General features: G+C 63.9%; 8 protein-coding genes. 5 read left to right on the plus strand and 3 right to left on the minus strand.

Annotated elements, in window-relative coordinates; genetic code table 11:
* Window positions 1–239: 239 nt before the first annotated feature.
* Together G3480_RS20110 and G3480_RS20115 are read right to left on the minus strand one after the other, a co-directional pair.
* Window positions 240–2,351, minus strand: coding sequence for a putative bifunctional diguanylate cyclase/phosphodiesterase (locus tag G3480_RS20110; RefSeq protein ID WP_164655680.1), 2,112 nt, complete (start codon window positions 2,349–2,351; stop codon window positions 240–242).
* A 632-nt stretch (window positions 2,352–2,983) separates the two neighbouring features.
* Entirely contained in the window at window positions 2,984–3,286 is a 303-nt protein-coding gene (locus G3480_RS20115; protein ID WP_164655681.1) for a hypothetical protein, read from the minus strand.
* 562 nt (window positions 3,287–3,848) lie between these two features.
* Between G3480_RS20115 and G3480_RS20120 the strand changes: the two genes are divergently transcribed.
* The gene (locus tag G3480_RS20120; RefSeq protein ID WP_164655682.1) at window positions 3,849–4,268 is read left to right on the plus strand and encodes a DsrE family protein; all 420 of its coding nucleotides are present in this window, start codon (window positions 3,849–3,851) and stop codon (window positions 4,266–4,268) included.
* A 747-nt stretch (window positions 4,269–5,015) separates the two neighbouring features.
* Here the strand turns inward: G3480_RS20120 and G3480_RS20125 are convergent.
* Window positions 5,016–6,785: an AAA family ATPase gene (locus tag G3480_RS20125; RefSeq protein ID WP_164655683.1), complete on the minus strand. Its 1,770-nt coding sequence runs from the start codon at window positions 6,783–6,785 to the stop codon at window positions 5,016–5,018.
* Between the two features lie 119 nt (window positions 6,786–6,904).
* Between G3480_RS20125 and G3480_RS20130 the strand changes: the two genes are divergently transcribed.
* From G3480_RS20130 to G3480_RS20145, 4 genes are all read left to right on the plus strand, one after another.
* Window positions 6,905–7,501 carry a YfbR-like 5'-deoxynucleotidase gene (locus G3480_RS20130; protein ID WP_164655684.1) on the plus strand — a complete coding sequence of 199 codons (597 nt, stop codon included), beginning with the start codon at window positions 6,905–6,907 and terminating at the stop codon, window positions 7,499–7,501.
* Between the two features lie 204 nt (window positions 7,502–7,705).
* Window positions 7,706–9,322 (plus strand): methyl-accepting chemotaxis protein, encoded by a 1,617-nt coding sequence (locus tag G3480_RS20135; RefSeq protein ID WP_164655685.1) that lies wholly within the window; start codon window positions 7,706–7,708, stop codon window positions 9,320–9,322.
* 183 nt (window positions 9,323–9,505) lie between these two features.
* Window positions 9,506–12,817 carry a CBS domain-containing protein gene (locus G3480_RS20140; RefSeq protein WP_164655686.1) on the plus strand — a complete coding sequence of 1,104 codons (3,312 nt, stop codon included), beginning with the start codon at window positions 9,506–9,508 and terminating at the stop codon, window positions 12,815–12,817.
* Window positions 12,818–12,941: 124 nt separating this feature from the next.
* Window positions 12,942–16,796: a CHASE domain-containing protein gene (locus G3480_RS20145; protein ID WP_164655687.1), complete on the plus strand. Its 3,855-nt coding sequence runs from the start codon at window positions 12,942–12,944 to the stop codon at window positions 16,794–16,796.
* Window positions 16,797–17,173 lie beyond the last annotated feature (377 nt).

Here is a 17,173-nt window from a genome sequence, read left to right on the forward strand (position 1 = left end):
GTCGCGCGATCGCGGCGGGGCGCCGCTCCCACGTCGCTTTGCCTTGAAGGATTCACGGTGTCGACTCAACCGACTGGCCAAGGGGACGACAGGCTGCGTAGTCAGGCCATCTTGGCCTGAGGAAATCAGGGCTAGAAGCCCTGACTAGGCAAGGTCTGCTAATGGATGGCAGGGTTGATGATCAAGGCCGCTTGCCTTCAAGGAGCAGAGGCCGACCTCATGGCGACCTGAGCCGATCACTAGGGCGTGTTTTCAACTCCAAAACCCGGATGAGAGGTGCGTACATCGGCGTCTTGGCTTTGCTGCGTCTTCCAGTAGCCGATGAACGCGGATTCGCTGAGTGGCCTGCTATAGAGGAAGCCTTGAGCCTGGTCGCATCCACAGCGGCCTAGGAATTCGGCTTGCTCTGGCGTTTCGACACCCTCGGCAATCACGCTGAGACCGAAACTGCGCCCCAGCGCGACGATCGCTGTCGCAATTGCCTGGTCATTGGGGCTCGATGTGACGTCGCGCACGAAGCTAAGATCGATCTTGATCTTGCTGATCGGAAAGGCTTTGAGATGGCTCAGCGAGGAGTAGCCGGTCCCAAAGTCGTCGATCACGATGCGGATTCCCATCTCGCGGATCTCTTGCAGCATGGCGCGCGCCCGCTCTGGTCGGCGGATGAGAAAACCCTCAGTGATCTCGAGTTCCAGCCGGCGAGGATCACAGCCGGAGCCTTGCAGAATCGCTTGAATCCTGTCGACAAGGTCGCCCTTTAGGAACTGGCGTCCGGAGACATTGACCGCCAACACCAGGTCACGCATGCCGGCGCGCTCCCAGCGCGCGAGCAAGCTGCAGGCCTCTTCCAGGACCCAGGTCCCGATTTGCTCGATCTGTCCGGTCGACTCGGCCATTGGAATGAAACTGGCCGGCAGCAGTAGTCCCTGCGTCGGATGCTCCCAGCGAATCAAGGCTTCGGCGCCAATCAGCCGACCTGTGCTGAGCTCGAACTGCGGCTGAAACAGGAGCCGAAAGGCGTCCCCGTCCAACGCCTGTCGCAGCGCGGCTTCCATCTCGACCCGCACTCGGGCTTTCTCGGTCATGTCCGCCGCGTAGAAGCGGTAGGCATTACGCCCGTCGGACTTCGCCCTGTACATGGCCGCATCCGCATTGCGGAGCAAGGTTTCCGTATCCACGCCGTCAGCCGGGTAGAGACTGATGCCGATGCTCAGCGTGCTGCCAAAATCTCCCAAACCCACCTCGAAAGGCGCTTTGAAGGCACCCTGGATGAGGTCGGCAATCGCACTTGCATCGGCACTGTCCTGCACCTGTTCGGCGATCACGACGAATTCGTCTCCACCGAGCCGAGCGACGGTATCTTCCGCTCTCAAGGTCTGCACCAGCCGCTTGGCAACCGCCTTGAGGAAGGCATCGCCAACGCTGTGACCGAGACTATCGTTGATCTCCTTGAAGTGATCGAGGTCGATGAAGAGCACTGCCAACCCAGTCCCGGTGCGGTGCGCCCTGCGAATGGCTTGACCGAGACGGTCGATCATCAGCAAGCGGTTGGGCAAAGCTGTCAAGGGATCGTGATGCGCGAGACGGCGTAACGAACGCTCTTGCTGGCGGAGGCTTTCCTCCGCCTTCTTGCGCTCGGCAATCTCGGCCTTGAGGGCGAGATTCGTCTCGCTGAGCGCCCTGGTGCGCTCCTGGATCACGGTTTCGCGGCGCGCATTCTCGGCATTGAGCCTGGTGACGAGGTCCTGATTCTCGTTGGCGAGGTAGACATGAGAGGCAAACAGCCTGTGGGCATTGCGCGCGAGCAAGGTCAGCATGAGCAGATAGCCGCAGAGTGCCACCGTCAGGATTGTCAGCCCAGCGACTTGCTGACTCAGGAGCATCGCCCCCAGCACCAGGATCTGGGGATAAACATAGACAAGGAAGCTCGGCAGATGCATCGAGAGAATGGCGACGGCCGAGCTGGTGACGCCGAACACCAACATGGAGAGCGCAGCGACCACGATGTGATCGCTCATGTCCGCAAGAAAGAGCACGATGAGACTCCAGGCGCCGCCGATCCAGAGCGAGGCGAGGGTGTAGCGCCGCAGCCAAAGGGATGCTGGAGCCGTGAATCCCTGACGTCGATACCTGTGCCAAAGACTGAGCCGATATCCTGCGGCGCCCCACATGAGCCCGGTCCAGGCCAATAGCAGATCCGCATCCAAGCGCGAGCGCAGCGCGAAGAAATAGAGCAGTGAGACGGCGCAGACGGTCAGGTTGGAAATCGGTGCCTGCAGATACAAGGCCCGGACTTGCTCCGCGACAAGAACCAGACGTTGCTGCTCCGTCAGTCGCGCTCTCTTCAGCATGCGCACAGGTCTCTCATCCTTGGTGTCGATGTTATCGGCGTTGCGGCCGTGGGATGTCGGGCGATGTCTATGCCGCGCTTTGGTCGTTGGTCGGCGTCTTCGTCAGAACAGTGCCAGACTCCCGTTGCGCGGACAAGCCAGTCATCGTGCTCTTGGGATCGACGGCGTCGCTCGTCCTATCGGATCCAAGTAGAGGTAGGACCCAAGCGCAGCTTCTAGCGGGGATCGCTATCGGAATCGGGATCGCTATCGTCGGTTCGATCCCGATCCCGATCCCGATCCCGATCCCGATGGCCTTGGATGGTCAGACGCTTCATCGAAATTTGACTCATCTGCTAGCATTTTGCGCCCTCAAGGATTCTAGGAGCCTGTTCGACTTGGGGGGATCGAAGCGAGGAAGTGGGAGAGCGAGGCCATTTCGTTCCGGTTTTGAGGCGCATAGTGGTTCTATGTAACGAAAAAGCGGGGCGAAAGGGACCCTTCTCCCGATTCCGCAGCCGATTCATCCTAAGAAAGTTTCCGTCAATTGTTTCCCGATGCGAGCGATGCCGCCCGAAATCCCCCCTAGCCCCCCTTTGCGAAAGGGGGGAAGTTGTTGATGGTCACTTTCTAAGTCGGACAGGCTCCTAGGCTCAGGCGAAGGTGTCGACCCCGGAGAGGGCGCGCAGATCATCGCGGTGCTTGAGCTGTTGGATGGACTCGTAGGTCGCCACGGCACGCTCCCCATACCGATGCGCCTGCGTGCTCTGTGCAAAGGTTGGATAGCGGTCGCGCAGATAGATGACCGCATCCTGCTCCACACCCGTGACCGGCCGCCGCACCACAGGATCGACATCGGGCTCGTAGGACTTCGGCCCGACCTGAGGCACCGCATCCCGATACTGCTCGATGGCTGTGGGTACAGGTCGCGCGATGGTCGCGCCCGGAATCTTCATCTTGGAATCAGATGGGGCAAGCAGGTTGGAGAATGCGTCCGGATGGAGGGAAGGCGCCGCCCATCTGAGAGTCCGAGTCCCGACGAACGACCAAAGTTCCTAAGCTGGATTGGCTCAACCTTTGCTGAACCTACAATAGTGGTCAACTATCGCCGGCCTACCGAGCAAGAGTCAAGGGGCCGGAGCGAAGCAGGTCTCGGCCGCCCGCCCGAAGTGCCCCTCCCAGGAGCCTGTCGGACTTAGAAAGCGTCCATCAACGACTTCCCCCCTTTCGCAAAGGGGGGCTAGGGGGGATTTCGGGCGGCATCGCTCGCATCGGGAAACAATTGATGGACACTTTCTTAGGATGAATCGTTGATCACAAAATGGAGGCAGGCACCTTGCGCAAGCAGATGTCGAGCCTGACCTTAGGCAGGCGAGCAAGCCCAAGTATCGCCGGGACACCGCCTTTGCTGGCGACGCATCGGGTCGCGCCGGACAAGGCGCAAGGGATCGGCGTTCTGGCTGGCTCGCAGCATCTCAAGTATAGACCCATGAAAAAATAGAACGAGGATGACATCGCATGAAAAAACTCATCACGGCTTCCCTGCTGCTTCTGTCGATCATCGGCGCCACCGCAGTCGCTGGCGACAAGATCAATGTGGTCTATCACGTTTCGGAGGCGGCGAAGGTTCCCTTCGTCCTGAACAACATGCAGAACCATATCGACGGCGTCGGAGGCCCGGAAAACATCAATCTGGTGCTGGTCGCACACGGACCGGCCATCAATGCGCTAACCGACATCGAAGCGACAGACAAGGTTCGCAAAGCCGCCGCAAAACTCCAGGAGCAAGGCGTCGAACTCGACATATGCGGCAACACCCTCAAGGGATTCAACCTCACCCTCGATGAGCTGCTGCCGGGATTCGTCGAAGTCAGTCAGGGCGGCGTGACGCGGATCGGGGAGCTGCAGTCGCAGGGGTATGTCTATATCCGCCCTTGATGCCTGCTTGAAGACAGGGCTGCTCAAGGCACGCGAGCAGCCGTTATACCTGGTTAGAAAATGCCCATCGATTGTTTCCCGATGCGAGCGATGCCGCCCGAAATCCCCCCCTAGCCCCCCTTTGCGAAAGGGGGGAAGTTGTTGATGGACACTTCCTAGCGAGGCTTCGCCTCAGACCGACGAGTCATGTCATCGGGATCGGTATCGGTATCGGGATCGCTATCGTCGGCTCGACACCGATGCGTCGATCGCTGCCGGCCATGGAGAGCGAAGCGACGGCCGGTAGTCCCGGGTAGGCGTGGGCGCGTGCCTATCGCCGCAGTGGCGAAGGGGCGAGAGTCCCGCAGCCGCGGAGGCGATATGCAGAGCGCATCCCACACGCCGTCAAGTCATTCGTCGTAGGGACTTGGCGTAGGCGCGAAGGGCCGAAGCCGAGTCCCGGAGCGGGACGAACCCGGGCTGAGAAGGTTGTCGCCCTGCACGAGTCCCGTCGGCGAGGGATCGACCCGACGGGTATCACGAGGGCAGACGCGACACTCCGACATCGAACCGTCCAGTCGGTTGAGTCGACACCCTGAATCCTTCAAGGCAAAGCAACCTGGGAGCGGCGCCCCCCCCCGCAAGCGCGCCCCGCGCGGGGGGGGGCCCCGCCCCCCCGGGGGGGGGGCCCCCCCGCTCCCACCGGTCGTGCGCTTGGACCAAAGGATCCCGATCCCGCAGCCGATTCATCCTAAGTCGGACAGGCTCCTAGGGAAGTGAATCGCGGACGGAGCCGATGGTGCGAATCCAGGGGCCGTTCTCGCGGACGGCCTTGGGGAGGTCGGGAAGCATGCGCGCCGCCGCCGCGCGATTCGGGAAGCTGCCGAAGACGCCGATCACATAGGTACGGGTCTGGATGTAGTGGATCCCGCCCAGGTCGAAGGGCGCCAGGAAATCCATTGAGGTCGCAAGATCCCGTCCGGCGACCAGCTGGATGGTGTAGCGCTCGGCATCCTGCCGCGCGAGCCAGTCGAGGTGCTCGGACATCTGATCTTTTCCGACATCCGGTTCTGGCGACGACTCGGCGGGAAGGCGCTCAGACTCAGGCTCGGCGTCTTCTGCCTTGACCGCATCCGAGCCTTCTGGCGTCTCCGAGGCCGTCGTGTCAGGCGTTGCTGCTTCGGACTCGGGTGTGACCTCGCCTTCGGCCTCCACCGCTTGGGCCTGCTCCGCCGCCTGCACCTCTGGCTTGGCCCCCGCGTTGTCTGAAGGCGGCTCCTCGACGATTGGCGCATCTGTCTCAAACGCAGGGGGCGCTGGCTGCCGAGCACTCGGCGACGGCTCGGAGCCGCCGCCCATGAGCTGCAGGCCAACCGGGATGAGGATGGAGAGAACGACGAGCGCAAGGATCAGCGGTATCAGCCAAGGCCGATTCCAAAGGGCGGACTTCGGCGGACGCTCGGTTTGCGCGGCCTTCAGCTCAGAGGGATTCGTGGGCGCCTGACTGAGCTGGTGCTGGCGTACGTGCTTCAAGATCTGCTCGAAGTCGTCCCCCGCGGGCTTGGTGTCCTCGCCGACCAGATATCGCGACAGCTCCGGGTCCGAGTACGCGGAAGGCGGCGCTGGCTCGGCGTCGAAATCCAGAATGCCTTCGGGCTCGGCCTGCCCTGCGTCCACCAGTGCGCGAAGCTCCTGATCAGGCGGCTCCTCGAATGTCCTGGTGGACTTGGCACCCGGCGCGAGCCCCCCGAGCTTGCGCGTCACGGCCTGGGAGAGACCACCCGCGCTGCGACAGCGGCGCTCCAACCAGGCATTCGCGCTACGATTCAGCAGCCGAGGCAAACCCTTACTGTTGGTTTGCAGCACGGCAATGTCACCCGTGGACAAGAAGCTCTCGGGGTCGTCCACGCCGGCGACTCGGAGGCGATGTCGGAGGTAAGCCCTGGCCTGCTCTAAGTTGAAGGGACGCAAATTCAGGCGCACCACCTGGCCGCCATCGACGGGATCAGGAAGCGGCAGGCTGCCGCGTCCGAAGGATTGATCACCGACCAGGATGAGGCGCAGTCCTTGGCGACCGGACTCCAGGACCTCGCCACGAACGCGCAAGAGACGCTCGATGCTCTCCTGGCCGATCAGGTGGGCATCGTCGATCGCCAGCACCACGGCGCTTCCGGCCCGCGCCCGCTCGCTGAGGAGCGCCGCAAGTGGGCGCTGCGGATCCTCGATTCCCCCGCCGCGCAGATGGTTTCGAATGGTGACGTCAATGGCGTCGAAAGGTATGTTGGCGCGGCCGCGGAAGGCAATCAGCTCCAGGCCATCCTCGACGGCCCCCAGCAGCCGCATGAGCTGAATGCTGCGCCCCGAGCCCTCTGCCCCGGCCAGGATGACGATGGCGCCGGGAGCCTGCAGTGCGTGCGAGGCCGTCTCGACCAGACTCTCGAGCAGTGGATCGCTGTAAAGGAAATCCTCGCTCGGGAACTCATCGAAAGGCTGCTGACGCAACTTGAGCTGAGCAAGGCATTCGGCATCCAGGGGCATGAGTGAGATCTTTGGACTTGGCGTCGTCGGCTGCGATGGGGCGCCGATGCTACACCCCGTACAAGGGGTGTTCAAGTTGGTGAATTTAATGAGACATCAGCCGTTACGGGGTGGCGAAGATGAACGATTTGAAGCTCAACATGCAGGACATCGCGCGCTCCGGTCATGTGACCCGCTGGCACTCGGTACGCTGCGCCCGCAGCCAGACGCTGGCTGAGCATCACTACTTGGTCACCATGATCGCACGCGAGCTGATGCGCCGAATCCTCGGCGAATCACTGCCGGCGGAAACGCAGCTGAGCGTCCTCGAGTACGCCCTGACCCATGACACGCCCGAGCTGCTGATGGGCGATCTGCCCTCCCCGCTCAAACGCCGCATCGCCGAACTCACCGGCGACCAGGATCCCCTAACGCGCATCGAGGGCGAGATCGCCCCCGAGATCACGCGCTCCAAGAAGGCGCTGCAAGGCTCACCCCTAGCCTACATCGTCAAGCTCGCGGACCTCATGGACGGCTGCCTCTTCATTCGCGAGGAAGGCATTGGCCGCCACGCCGCCGTAGTCGCCGAGAAGTCGGAGGCCGTCCTGAATCAGAAGGTCGCCGAGGCCCAGCAGCGCTTCCCCGACCTGGATTGGTCGCAGGTAATGGAACTCTATTCACAGATGCGAGGCGAGGCTGGGGCCGATAATCGGCTTCTATTCGAGGAAACACGCTGACAGAATGGCTCGCCGGACGCTGAGCAACAGAGCAACTGAGCAACGCCAAAGGCCGATCGGCGGGCTTTGCCGGACGTAGCCAGGGCGAATATAACCAAAGATGGCCTCACGACGGGTCACGCGATATGGACGCCAGCACGCGTCGCGACTCTATTCAAGGGGCTCGGCTCGACCGCCAGACAATGAGAAAACGCGAGAATCACGATGCGCAAAATCAACGACTTCCCGATTTGGGTGCGCCTGCTAGGGGCGATGTGGCTCATCTTGCTACCAGCATGGACGGGGCTCATCCTCTGGGCCGCGGACCAACAGCGACAGACCGCGATCGACCAGGCCGAAGCCTTCACCGGCACCCTGCACGAAATGACCCTCGCCGGCCTCACCACCATGATGATCACCGGCACCATCAGTCAGCGGGCCGCCTTTCTCGATCAGATCATCGAGCTGCAGAACGTCGATGATCTGCGCGTGCTGCGCGGTCAGAGAGTCATCGAAATGTACGGTGAGGGCGCTGAGCACGAGAAACCCCGCGACGACATCGAGCGTGCCGTGCTCGAGACCGGCGAGCCCTATGTCGCGCTCTCCGACGATAAGCGCACACTGCGAGCCGTGACCGCCGCCATCTCACGCGAGGACTATCTCGGGAAGAATTGCACCACCTGCCACTTGCCAGCCTCGAAGGACCAGGTGCTCGGCGCCGTGAGCATGGAGATCAACCTCGACAAGGTCAACGAAGACGTGCGCTGGTTCGCCATCAAGATCTTAGGCATGGCGGCCCTGCTCAGTGTGCCCGTGTTCCTCATCCTCTACTTCTTCATCTCGCGCTTCGTCACTCGCCCGCTACGGCAAATGACGATCGGACTCCAAGGCATCGCCCAGGGTGACGGCGATCTGACGCACCGGCTAGCGGCCGACAACAAGGACGAGATCGGGCAGGCGTCGAAGGCCTTCAACGCCATGATGGACAACTTCCGCGATCTCATCAGCCGCATCCTCGGTTCGACCACCCAGTTGACGCAGGCGGCCTCCAACCTCGCCGAGATCACCGAGCAGACCAATGCCGGCATCGCGCAGCAGCGCAACGAGGTCGACCAGCTCGCCTCCGCAATGAACGAGATGAGCGCGACGGCTCAGGAGGTCGCCCGCAGCGCCCAGCAGGGCTCGGACGCCACCCATGGCGCACAGGACGCCGCCGTCTCCGGCAAGGACGTCGTCTCCGGAACCATGTCGCAGATCGAACAACTGGCCGAAGAGGTGGAGAACGCCTCCGAAGTCATCCGCGAACTCGGCCGCGACAGCGAGCAGATCGGCAAGGTTCTGGACGTGATCCGCGGCGTCGCCGAGCAGACCAACCTGCTGGCGCTGAATGCCGCGATCGAGGCCGCACGCGCCGGCGAGGCCGGACGCGGGTTCGCGGTGGTCGCGGATGAGGTGCGCTCACTCGCCACCCGCACCCAGTCCTCGACCGAAGAGATCCAGAGCATGATCGAACGCCTGCAGCAGGCCAGCCGCCGCGCCGTCACCGTCATGGATGCCAGCAAGCAGCACGCCGAAGAGAGTCGCGGGCGCGCGGTCGAGGCGGAGCAGTCCCTGGAGGCCATCACGGCGGCCATGACCACACTCAACGACGTCAACACTCAGGTGGCGAGCGCCGCCGAAGAGCAGAGCGCCGTCGCGGAGGAAATGAACCGCAACGTCACCACCATCTCCGATGCCGCCGAGGGCAACGCCCAAGGCGCCAATCAAACCACCGAGGCCTCGGAGCAGCTCGCGCGCCTCGCCGCAGAGCTGCAAGAACTCGTCGGTCACTTCAGGGTCTGAAAAGACGTCACCCGCCCGGGATCCTGATCCCGGCGCGGGAGCGCGCTTCGCGTTCGCGCGCGCCGCTTCTCCGTCGTCAGAACGAGGTGCATAGATGTTCTACGCATCAGCCATACCCATAGCGTTCTCATGGTAAAGTCGGGCAGTCGCAGCCGCCGCGCCACGCTAGAGCGAGCCCCTCGCATGCAACCAATCGTCGACCTGACGCTCGCCGACATCATGAGCCGAGATGTGCGGCATCTGCCGCCAGACTGCCCCCTGGATGAGGCCGCCCGGCACATGGCAGAGGCGCGTATTTCCTCGCTGCTTGTCCTCAAGGATCGGACGCCGGTCGGCATTCTCACCGAGCGCGATCTGCTGCGTCTCTTTCACCAGCGGACCGATTCCGCGACGCCCATCGGCAAGGTCATGAGCACCCCAGTGCTCACGGCCGCCCAAGAGACCGACTTCGCCGCCGCCTACCAACTGGCCCTGAGTCATGATGTTCGCCACCTGGTGGCGATCAATGAGACGGGCCACGCCGTTGGCATCGCCAGCGAAACGGACTTCCGCCATCACCTAGGGCTTGGCAACCTGCAACGACTCGGCGATCTCACGAACGTGATCGATCGCAATCTGCCCTTCCTACCGCCCGCAACCCCGCTGTCGGAAGTGTTGGAGCTGATGCTACGCCAAGACGCGGCCTATGCACTCGCGGTGGAGGGACAGCGCCCGCTGGGGATCCTGACCGAGCGGGATATCCCGCGCCTCCTGGTGGACGCCGCCAAAGCCGGTGGCGAAGGCATCTGTCTAAGCGACGTCATGCAGACCCCGGTACGCTCGGTCAGCCATGACACGCCGGTGCCCGAGGTGGCCCAGTCGATGCGCGAGCAGCGTGTGCGCCAGCTCGCGGTAGTCGACGCCGAGGGTCATGTCCTGGGCATGGTGACACTGCACAAGCTGATGGAGCGCATCAGCCTGAACCTGCAGGCGGAAACTGCGCGACGAGAATCCGAGCGTCTCGCCCAGGCAACCCTGGATTCCTTGAGCGAGCACCTCGCCATTCTCGACGAGACGGGCAAGATCATCGCCGTCAATCGTGCTTGGCGCGCCTTCGCACAGGCCAACCCACCGCTGAGCGCCAACGTCTGCGAAGGGGCCAACTATCTGGAGGTGTGCAGGGGCGCCTACGGCCCCGACTCGGAAGAGGCCGCCAGCGTCGTCGGCGGGATCCTCGCGGTCCTGCACGGCCAGCAGGATGCCTTTGAATTGGAGTATCCCTGCCACTCCCCAGACGAGCGACGCTGGTTCACGATGCGCGCCACGCGTTTTGACAGCGCGGGCGCCCCGCGCCTAGTGGTGGCGCATTTCGATATCACCCAGCGCAGATGCGCCGAAGAGGCCACCCGCGAGGCCCATCGGGAGCTGGATCTGCACCGCCAAGACTTGGAGGCGCTGGTGCAGGCACGCACGGCCGAGCTGGAGGCCGCCAACCGACACCTGCGCAAGAGCCAAGGGGGACTCAAGGCGCTGCTCGATCTGAGCCAGTTGGCAACTGGCCTGGACGAACCAGAACTCTTGCAGCGCGGCCTGGAGATGGTCGAGGCGGTCACGGACAGCAGCTGCGCTTATCTGCATCTGTTCGACCCGGACCAAGAGACGATCCGGCTCGTCACCTGGTCCGCCGGCACGAGCAAGCAGTGCTCGGCCGCCTTCGAGAGCCACTACACCCTGTCTCAAGCCGGCGTCTGGGCCGATACCGTGCGCACCGGCAGACCCGTGATCCACAACGACTTCCAGAGCCTGTCGCAACGTCAAGGCTACCCCGAGGGTCATACCCAGCTGATCCGTCACCTGGGCGTGCCCATTCGGGAAGCCGGGAAGGTGCGGCTGCTCATCGGGGTCGGCAACAAGGCCAGCGACTATGATGCGACCGACGTCCAGCAAGTGGAGCTGATCGCCGACAACCTCTGGCGCATCATCGCGCGTCGGCGCACCGAGATCGCCCTCGCCGAGGCCAAGGAGGCGGCAGAGGTCGCCAACCGCGCCAAGAGCGCCTTCCTGGCCAATATGAGCCACGAGATCCGCACCCCGATGAACGCCATCATCGGGCTCAGTCATCTCTTGCAGCATGAGCTGACGGATCCCAAGCCGCGCGAGCAGCTCGCCAAAGTGATCACGGCATCCAGGCATTTGCTGAGCATCATCAATGACATCCTGGATCTCTCCAAGATCGAGGCAGGCCAATTGACCTTGGAGGACAATCCCCTCTCGCTCGCCCAAGTCATTGATCACTGCTTCAGCCTGCTAGGGGAGCAGGCGAGCGCGAAGGGACTCGAACTCGGCTATACCATAGACCCTGACGTGCCTGCTGTCCTGAGAGGCGATGTCCTGCGACTGGGGCAGCTCCTCCTGAACCTCGTCGGCAATGCCATCAAGTTCTCTGACCAGGGCCGGATCCAGGTCCATGCGCATCTGGTCGCGGATGAGGAAGGCCCCCCCAGGTTACGGCTCGACGTCCGGGACCAGGGCATCGGCCTTACCCCGACGCAGCAGCAACGGCTCTTCGAGCCCTTCGTCCAGGTCGACGACTCGAGCACGCGCCGCTATGGAGGGACTGGGCTGGGACTGGCCATCTGCAAGCGCCTGGCAACCCTGATGGGGGGCGAGGTGGGCGTGGAAAGCGAGTTCGGCCACGGCAGCACCTTCTGGGTCAGCGTCCCCATGAAGGGCGTTGGAGAAGCCGCATTCGACACCCGGGCCGAGGCCGGACCACGCGCGTCAGCGCCGGCGACTGCCGAGGACACCCTCAGACGTCGCTACGCCGGTGTCCGGCTGCTGCTGGCGGAGGACGACCCCATCAACCAGGAAGTCGCCCGCGCGTTGCTGCAGCGCGTAGACCTCATCCTGGATGTCGTGAACGACGGACAGCAGGCCGTGGAACAGGTGCGCAGCGGGAACTACGCCTTGGTGCTCATGGACGTGCAAATGCCGGTCATGGACGGACTGGCCGCCACCCGCGCCATTCGCCAACTGCCCGGCAAGGCGGAATTGCCCATCCTGGCCATGACCGCCAATGCCTTCGAGGATGATCGCCGGGAATCCCTGGCTGCCGGGATGAACGACCACCTCTCCAAACCCGTGGTGCCAGACGCGCTCTATGACGCCCTGGTGCGCTGGCTGCCCGGCCCCACAGACCGATCGGATTCCACTAGACTCAAGAGGTCGGAGGGAGCTGTAGGCGCAAGGCTCGAGGCCGCCGCATCGCCGACGGCACCTGTGATCGATTGCTCCAGGGCGACTCAGGTCCTCGATGAGCTGGACGCCCTGCTGGAGAGTGACGACACCCATGCAGCGACGCTCTGGCGCGCCTCACGCCCCCTGGTTCAGGCCGCGCTGGGTAAGGATGCGGCCCTGATCGAGAAGGAGATCCAGCACTTCGATTACGATCGGGCACTGCTGAGACTGCGTCAGATCAGGGCGACGCGAGCGCGGGAGCAGGGAGCATCGCCCTGATCACGCGCCCCGACATTGATGTGCCCGATCTGGCTCGACCAGGTACAGCAGGGAATTGCCGATCCCACCCGGGATCACCAGCTTGCTGAGAGAAAAGGAGCGCGCAATCCAATGACACGACCTGATGGCTAAGCCAATCGCAAGCGACCTGCGCCTCTGGCCCGCTTGGCTCGTGCTCGTGGCCGGATTGATTCTAACCCTGGCCGCAACGCTTGTGAGCCAGGAGGACGTCACGGCCCAAGCCCGAAGACAGCTGACGCTGATCGGCGGCGAACTCGCAACCAAGGTCGACACCAGGCTCCATGCCCATGCTCAGCTGCTGCGCAGCGGCGCGGCCGTCTTCGCGCTTGCGGGCGAGGTCGACCGCGCACAGTGGCACGAGTTCGTCGCGCAGAGCCGGATCCACCTCAACCTCCCCGGCATCCTAGGGGTTGGTTTCGCCCGGCTCATCGCACCCGAGCAGTTGGCCGCGCATGTCCGCGAGATCCGCGCCCAGGGCTTCCCGGACTACCGGGTGTGGCCGCAGGGCGAGCGCGCCCTCTATACCTCCATCGACTATCTCGAGCCCTTCACCGCCCGCAACCAGCGCGCCTTCGGCTACGACATGTTCAGCGAACCCGTGCGCCGAGCAGCCATGGAACAGGCGCGCGATGAGGACGTGGCGGCACTCTCCGGCAAGGTCCTGCTGGTGCAGGAGACCGCAACCGACATCCAGGCCGGCGCCCTCATGTATGTCCCCGTCTATCGCCAGGATCTGCCGACGAAGACCCTAGAGCAACGGCGCGCGGCACTGCTTGGCTGGGTCTACAGCCCCTACAGAATGAAGGACCTCATGCAGGGGATCTTGGGCGGCTGGGGGCGGCCGGACGATCAAGGGATTCGCCTCAGCCTCTATGACGGTGACGACGCCAACCCGCAGGCCCTGCTGTACGACAGCCAGTCGGGAGATCTCCAGGCGGCACCGCCCGACTCTGCGGCGGCGCTGCACCTCCCGGTCGATTTCAACGGGCATCGCTGGACCCTGAGCATCGCGCCCGCCAAAGGCGGAATCGCATCGCCGGCGGAGAACCAGGTCTGGCTGATCGGTGTCGGCGGGATCTCCATCAGCCTGCTGCTCGCCGCGCTGGTCCGCGCGCTCATCAAGACCCGCTCTCAGGCCGCGCGCCTGGCAGCCGAACTCTACGCGCGTGAAACCCTCAGCGCCGTTGCCCGGCTGGCGGTTTCGTCCGACTCGATCGACCGCTTCTACCAGGATCTCCCCCGGCTGCTCGCGAACCGGCTGGGGCTTCCGATGGTCGCCATCGAGACCTATGACGCGGAGCGTGCAGAAATGCACTTCGCAAGCGCGGTAGGGATCCCGGCTGCCGCCGATGGCCGCCTGCGGGTCCCCGTCGGTCAAACGCCGTCCGGACAAGTTGCCATGAGCGGGAAGTCATGGGTGCGGCCAAGTGTCGAGCGCCTGGCCGAGCCCCTCTTCCCCGCGCTGCGGGCGCTCCGGGTCAGGGCCTTCTTGTGCATGCCCATGACGCTCGGAACCAGGGTCCTGGGGACCCTGTCGCTGGCGGATACACGCCCACGCCCCGAGTTCTCTGAGATAGGCGAGATGCTCCAAACCATCGCCGATACCGCCGCCGATGCCATCGAGCGCCTGGAGGTCCAGGCGGCGCTGCGCGCGAGCCAGCACCAGTATCAGAGCCTGGTCGACAACCTTGATGCCGGCGTGGTGGTGCATGGACCCGATACCGCGATCCGTTTCGCCAACGCCACCGCGTCGCGACTGTTGGGGCTGACTTGGGAGCAGCTGCATGGCATCCAGGCCAGGCAGGAGGACTGGCACTTCGTCCGCGAGGACGGCTCGCGGATGCCCGCGACAGAGTACCCGGTCAATCGCGTCCTGGCGTCCGGGGCGGCGCTGCGGCATCTGGTCCTCGGGATCCGCGCCCCCGGACGCGCGGCCCCAACCTGGTTTCTCTGCGAGGCCCATCCGGTCCGCGACACGCAGGATCAGCTCCAGCAGATCGTCGTAAGCTTCTTCGACATCAGTGATCGCAAGGAAATCGAGGCCGAGTTGGAGCGACATCGGGATCATCTGGAGACGCTCGTGGAACTCCGAACTCAGGAGCTGAGCGAGGCGCGCGACGCCGCCGAGGCCGCCAACCGCGCCAAGAGTGCCTTCCTGGCCAACATGAGCCACGAGATCCGCACCCCCATGAACGCCATCCTCGGCCTGAATCACCTGCTGCTGCAGGAGGTCGACACGCCCAAGGCGCTGGCCCGACTGGTCAAGGTGGGCGAGGCCGCCACGCATCTGCTGCGGATCATCGACGACATCCTCGACCTGTCCAAGATCGAGGCCGGACGCCTGACGCTGGAGGAGCGCAGCCTCTCACTGGTGCAGGTCATCGAACAGGTCTTCAGCCTGCTGGGCGAACAGGCGCGCAACAAGGGCCTGCGTCTGGCGCGTGAGATCGACCCAGAACTCCCGGCGGAATTGCTTGGTGATCCCCTGCGGCTGCGTCAGATCCTGCTCAACTTCGTCGGCAATGCCATCAAGTTCTCCGACCAGGGGCAAGTCCGCGTGCGCGCGGTCCTGACCCAAGACGAGGGCCAGGCTGTGCAGCTGCGCCTGGAGGTCGAGGATCAGGGCATCGGACTCACGCCGACGGAGCAGGCACGCCTTTTCCGCCCCTTTACTCAGGCGGACGAATCGACCACGCGCCGCTATGGCGGGACTGGGCTGGGCCTGGTCATTGCTAAGCGTCTGGCGAGCTACATGGGCGGCGAGGTGGGGCTGGTCAGCGAGCCAGAGCGCGGCAGTACCTTCTGGATCACCGCGCGACTGCGCAAGGCCGAGCACCAGGACGTGTCGCCGGACACCTCGACCCAGGAGTCAGCGGATTCAGCGTCCACGGCGGCGCTTCATGCCGGGCACTACAGCGGCGTCCGCCTGCTCCTGGTGGAGGACGACCCCATCAATCAGGAGGTCGCGCTGGAGCTGCTCAGCCAGACCGGGCTGCTGGTGGATGTGGCTGACGACGGCAAGATCGCCCTGGAGCGCGTGCGCAAGCACGACTATGCCCTGGTGCTGATGGATATGCAGATGCCGGTGATGAATGGCCTGGAGGCAACGCGCGCCATCCGCCGATTGCCGGGCCGGGCGAGCTTACCCATCCTGGCGATGACCGCCAATGCCTTCGACGAAGACCGTGAGCAGTGCCTCGCGGCGGGTATGAACGACCATATCGTCAAGCCCGTGGAGCCGGAGCGCCTCTATGCGGCACTGGCACTCTGGCTGCCGCCCCCGCCGGATCAAGACCTAGCCCCAGCGGCCAGCACGACGAAGGCCGGCGAGGACCGCGCCCACGGATTCGCCCTACCGAGGATCCCGGGTCTCGATCTGGAGGTCGGCTTGCGGGCCTTGCGTGGCAATGAGGCGCGCTATGCCCAGGTGTTGAGATTGTTCGCCCAAGGCCATGGAGAGGACGCCGCCCTGATGCGCAAGCACCTGGCGTCTGGAGATCGGGAAACGGCCGTGCGTCTGGCCCATACCATCAAGGGCGTGGCCGCCACACTGGGCGCAGGGCTACTGCGTCAGCGCGCGCTGGACCTGGAGCTAGCCCTGCGCGATCAGGCAACAGATGCAACGATCGAGGCAGGCATTCAGGCGCTGGAAGCTAGCCTGGTCCCGCTTCTGCGGGAGATCCGTCGGATGGTGCCCGTCGACCAGCCCGTCACGATAGCGGCGCAGGAGGTGGACGCGACCAAGACAACTCAGCTGCTCTGCGAGCTGGAATCACTGCTCGCAAATGACGACACCTGCGCCCGGGACCACTGGTTTACTTCGCGAGGTTGGCTACAAGCCGCGCTCGGCGCGGACGCGGCCCAGATCGAAGCGGATATCGAGCAGTTCGATTACGATCAGGCACTGCAGCGGCTGCGTCTGGCCAAGGCGGCACTCGAGCAGGAGGAATCCGAATAAGGCGATTGCCGGAATCCCCCTCTGAGAGCGCCGCCCCCACCCACCGCGCGGTTGGACTAAAGAATGATCCAGGCCGCGCTCAGAGGCTGTCTGACAAACCTCGGAGCGGCTTTAGAAAGCGTCCATCAACAACGTCCCCCCTTCGCAAAGGGGGGCTACGTCCATCAACAACTTCCCCCCCTTTGGCAAAGGGGGGCTAGGGGGGATTTCGGGCGGCATCGCCCGCATCGGGAAACAATTGATGGACACTTTCTTAGGCGCCCTTGGCACCGGCGAGAGGGCGAATGAATTCGCCCCTACGGCTCGGGCGATTGCAATATTCAGACAGCCTCTCAGCTGTGCGCCGCCATCCGCTGAATGATCCAGGCCGCTCTCAG

The organism is Thiorhodococcus mannitoliphagus, from assembly GCF_010915725.1.
Lineage (GTDB): Bacteria > Pseudomonadota > Gammaproteobacteria > Chromatiales > Chromatiaceae > Thiorhodococcus > Thiorhodococcus mannitoliphagus.

What these genes read in the sequence shown, in the direction of transcription:
- G3480_RS20125 (WP_164655683.1), bottom strand. Translation starts at nt 6,785, where the DNA reads ATGCCCCTGGATGCCGAATGCCTTGCTCAGCTCAAGTTGCGTCAGCAG.
- G3480_RS20135 (WP_164655685.1), top strand. Translation starts at nt 7,706, where the DNA reads ATGCGCAAAATCAACGACTTCCCGATTTGGGTGCGCCTGCTAGGGGCG.
- G3480_RS20145 (WP_164655687.1), top strand. Translation starts at nt 12,942, where the DNA reads ATGGCTAAGCCAATCGCAAGCGACCTGCGCCTCTGGCCCGCTTGGCTC.
- G3480_RS20115 (WP_164655681.1), bottom strand. Translation starts at nt 3,286, where the DNA reads ATGAAGATTCCGGGCGCGACCATCGCGCGACCTGTACCCACAGCCATC.
- G3480_RS20130 (WP_164655684.1), top strand. Translation starts at nt 6,905, where the DNA reads ATGAACGATTTGAAGCTCAACATGCAGGACATCGCGCGCTCCGGTCAT.
- G3480_RS20120 (WP_164655682.1), top strand. Translation starts at nt 3,849, where the DNA reads ATGAAAAAACTCATCACGGCTTCCCTGCTGCTTCTGTCGATCATCGGC.
- G3480_RS20110 (WP_164655680.1), bottom strand. Translation starts at nt 2,351, where the DNA reads ATGCTGAAGAGAGCGCGACTGACGGAGCAGCAACGTCTGGTTCTTGTC.
- G3480_RS20140 (WP_164655686.1), top strand. Translation starts at nt 9,506, where the DNA reads ATGCAACCAATCGTCGACCTGACGCTCGCCGACATCATGAGCCGAGAT.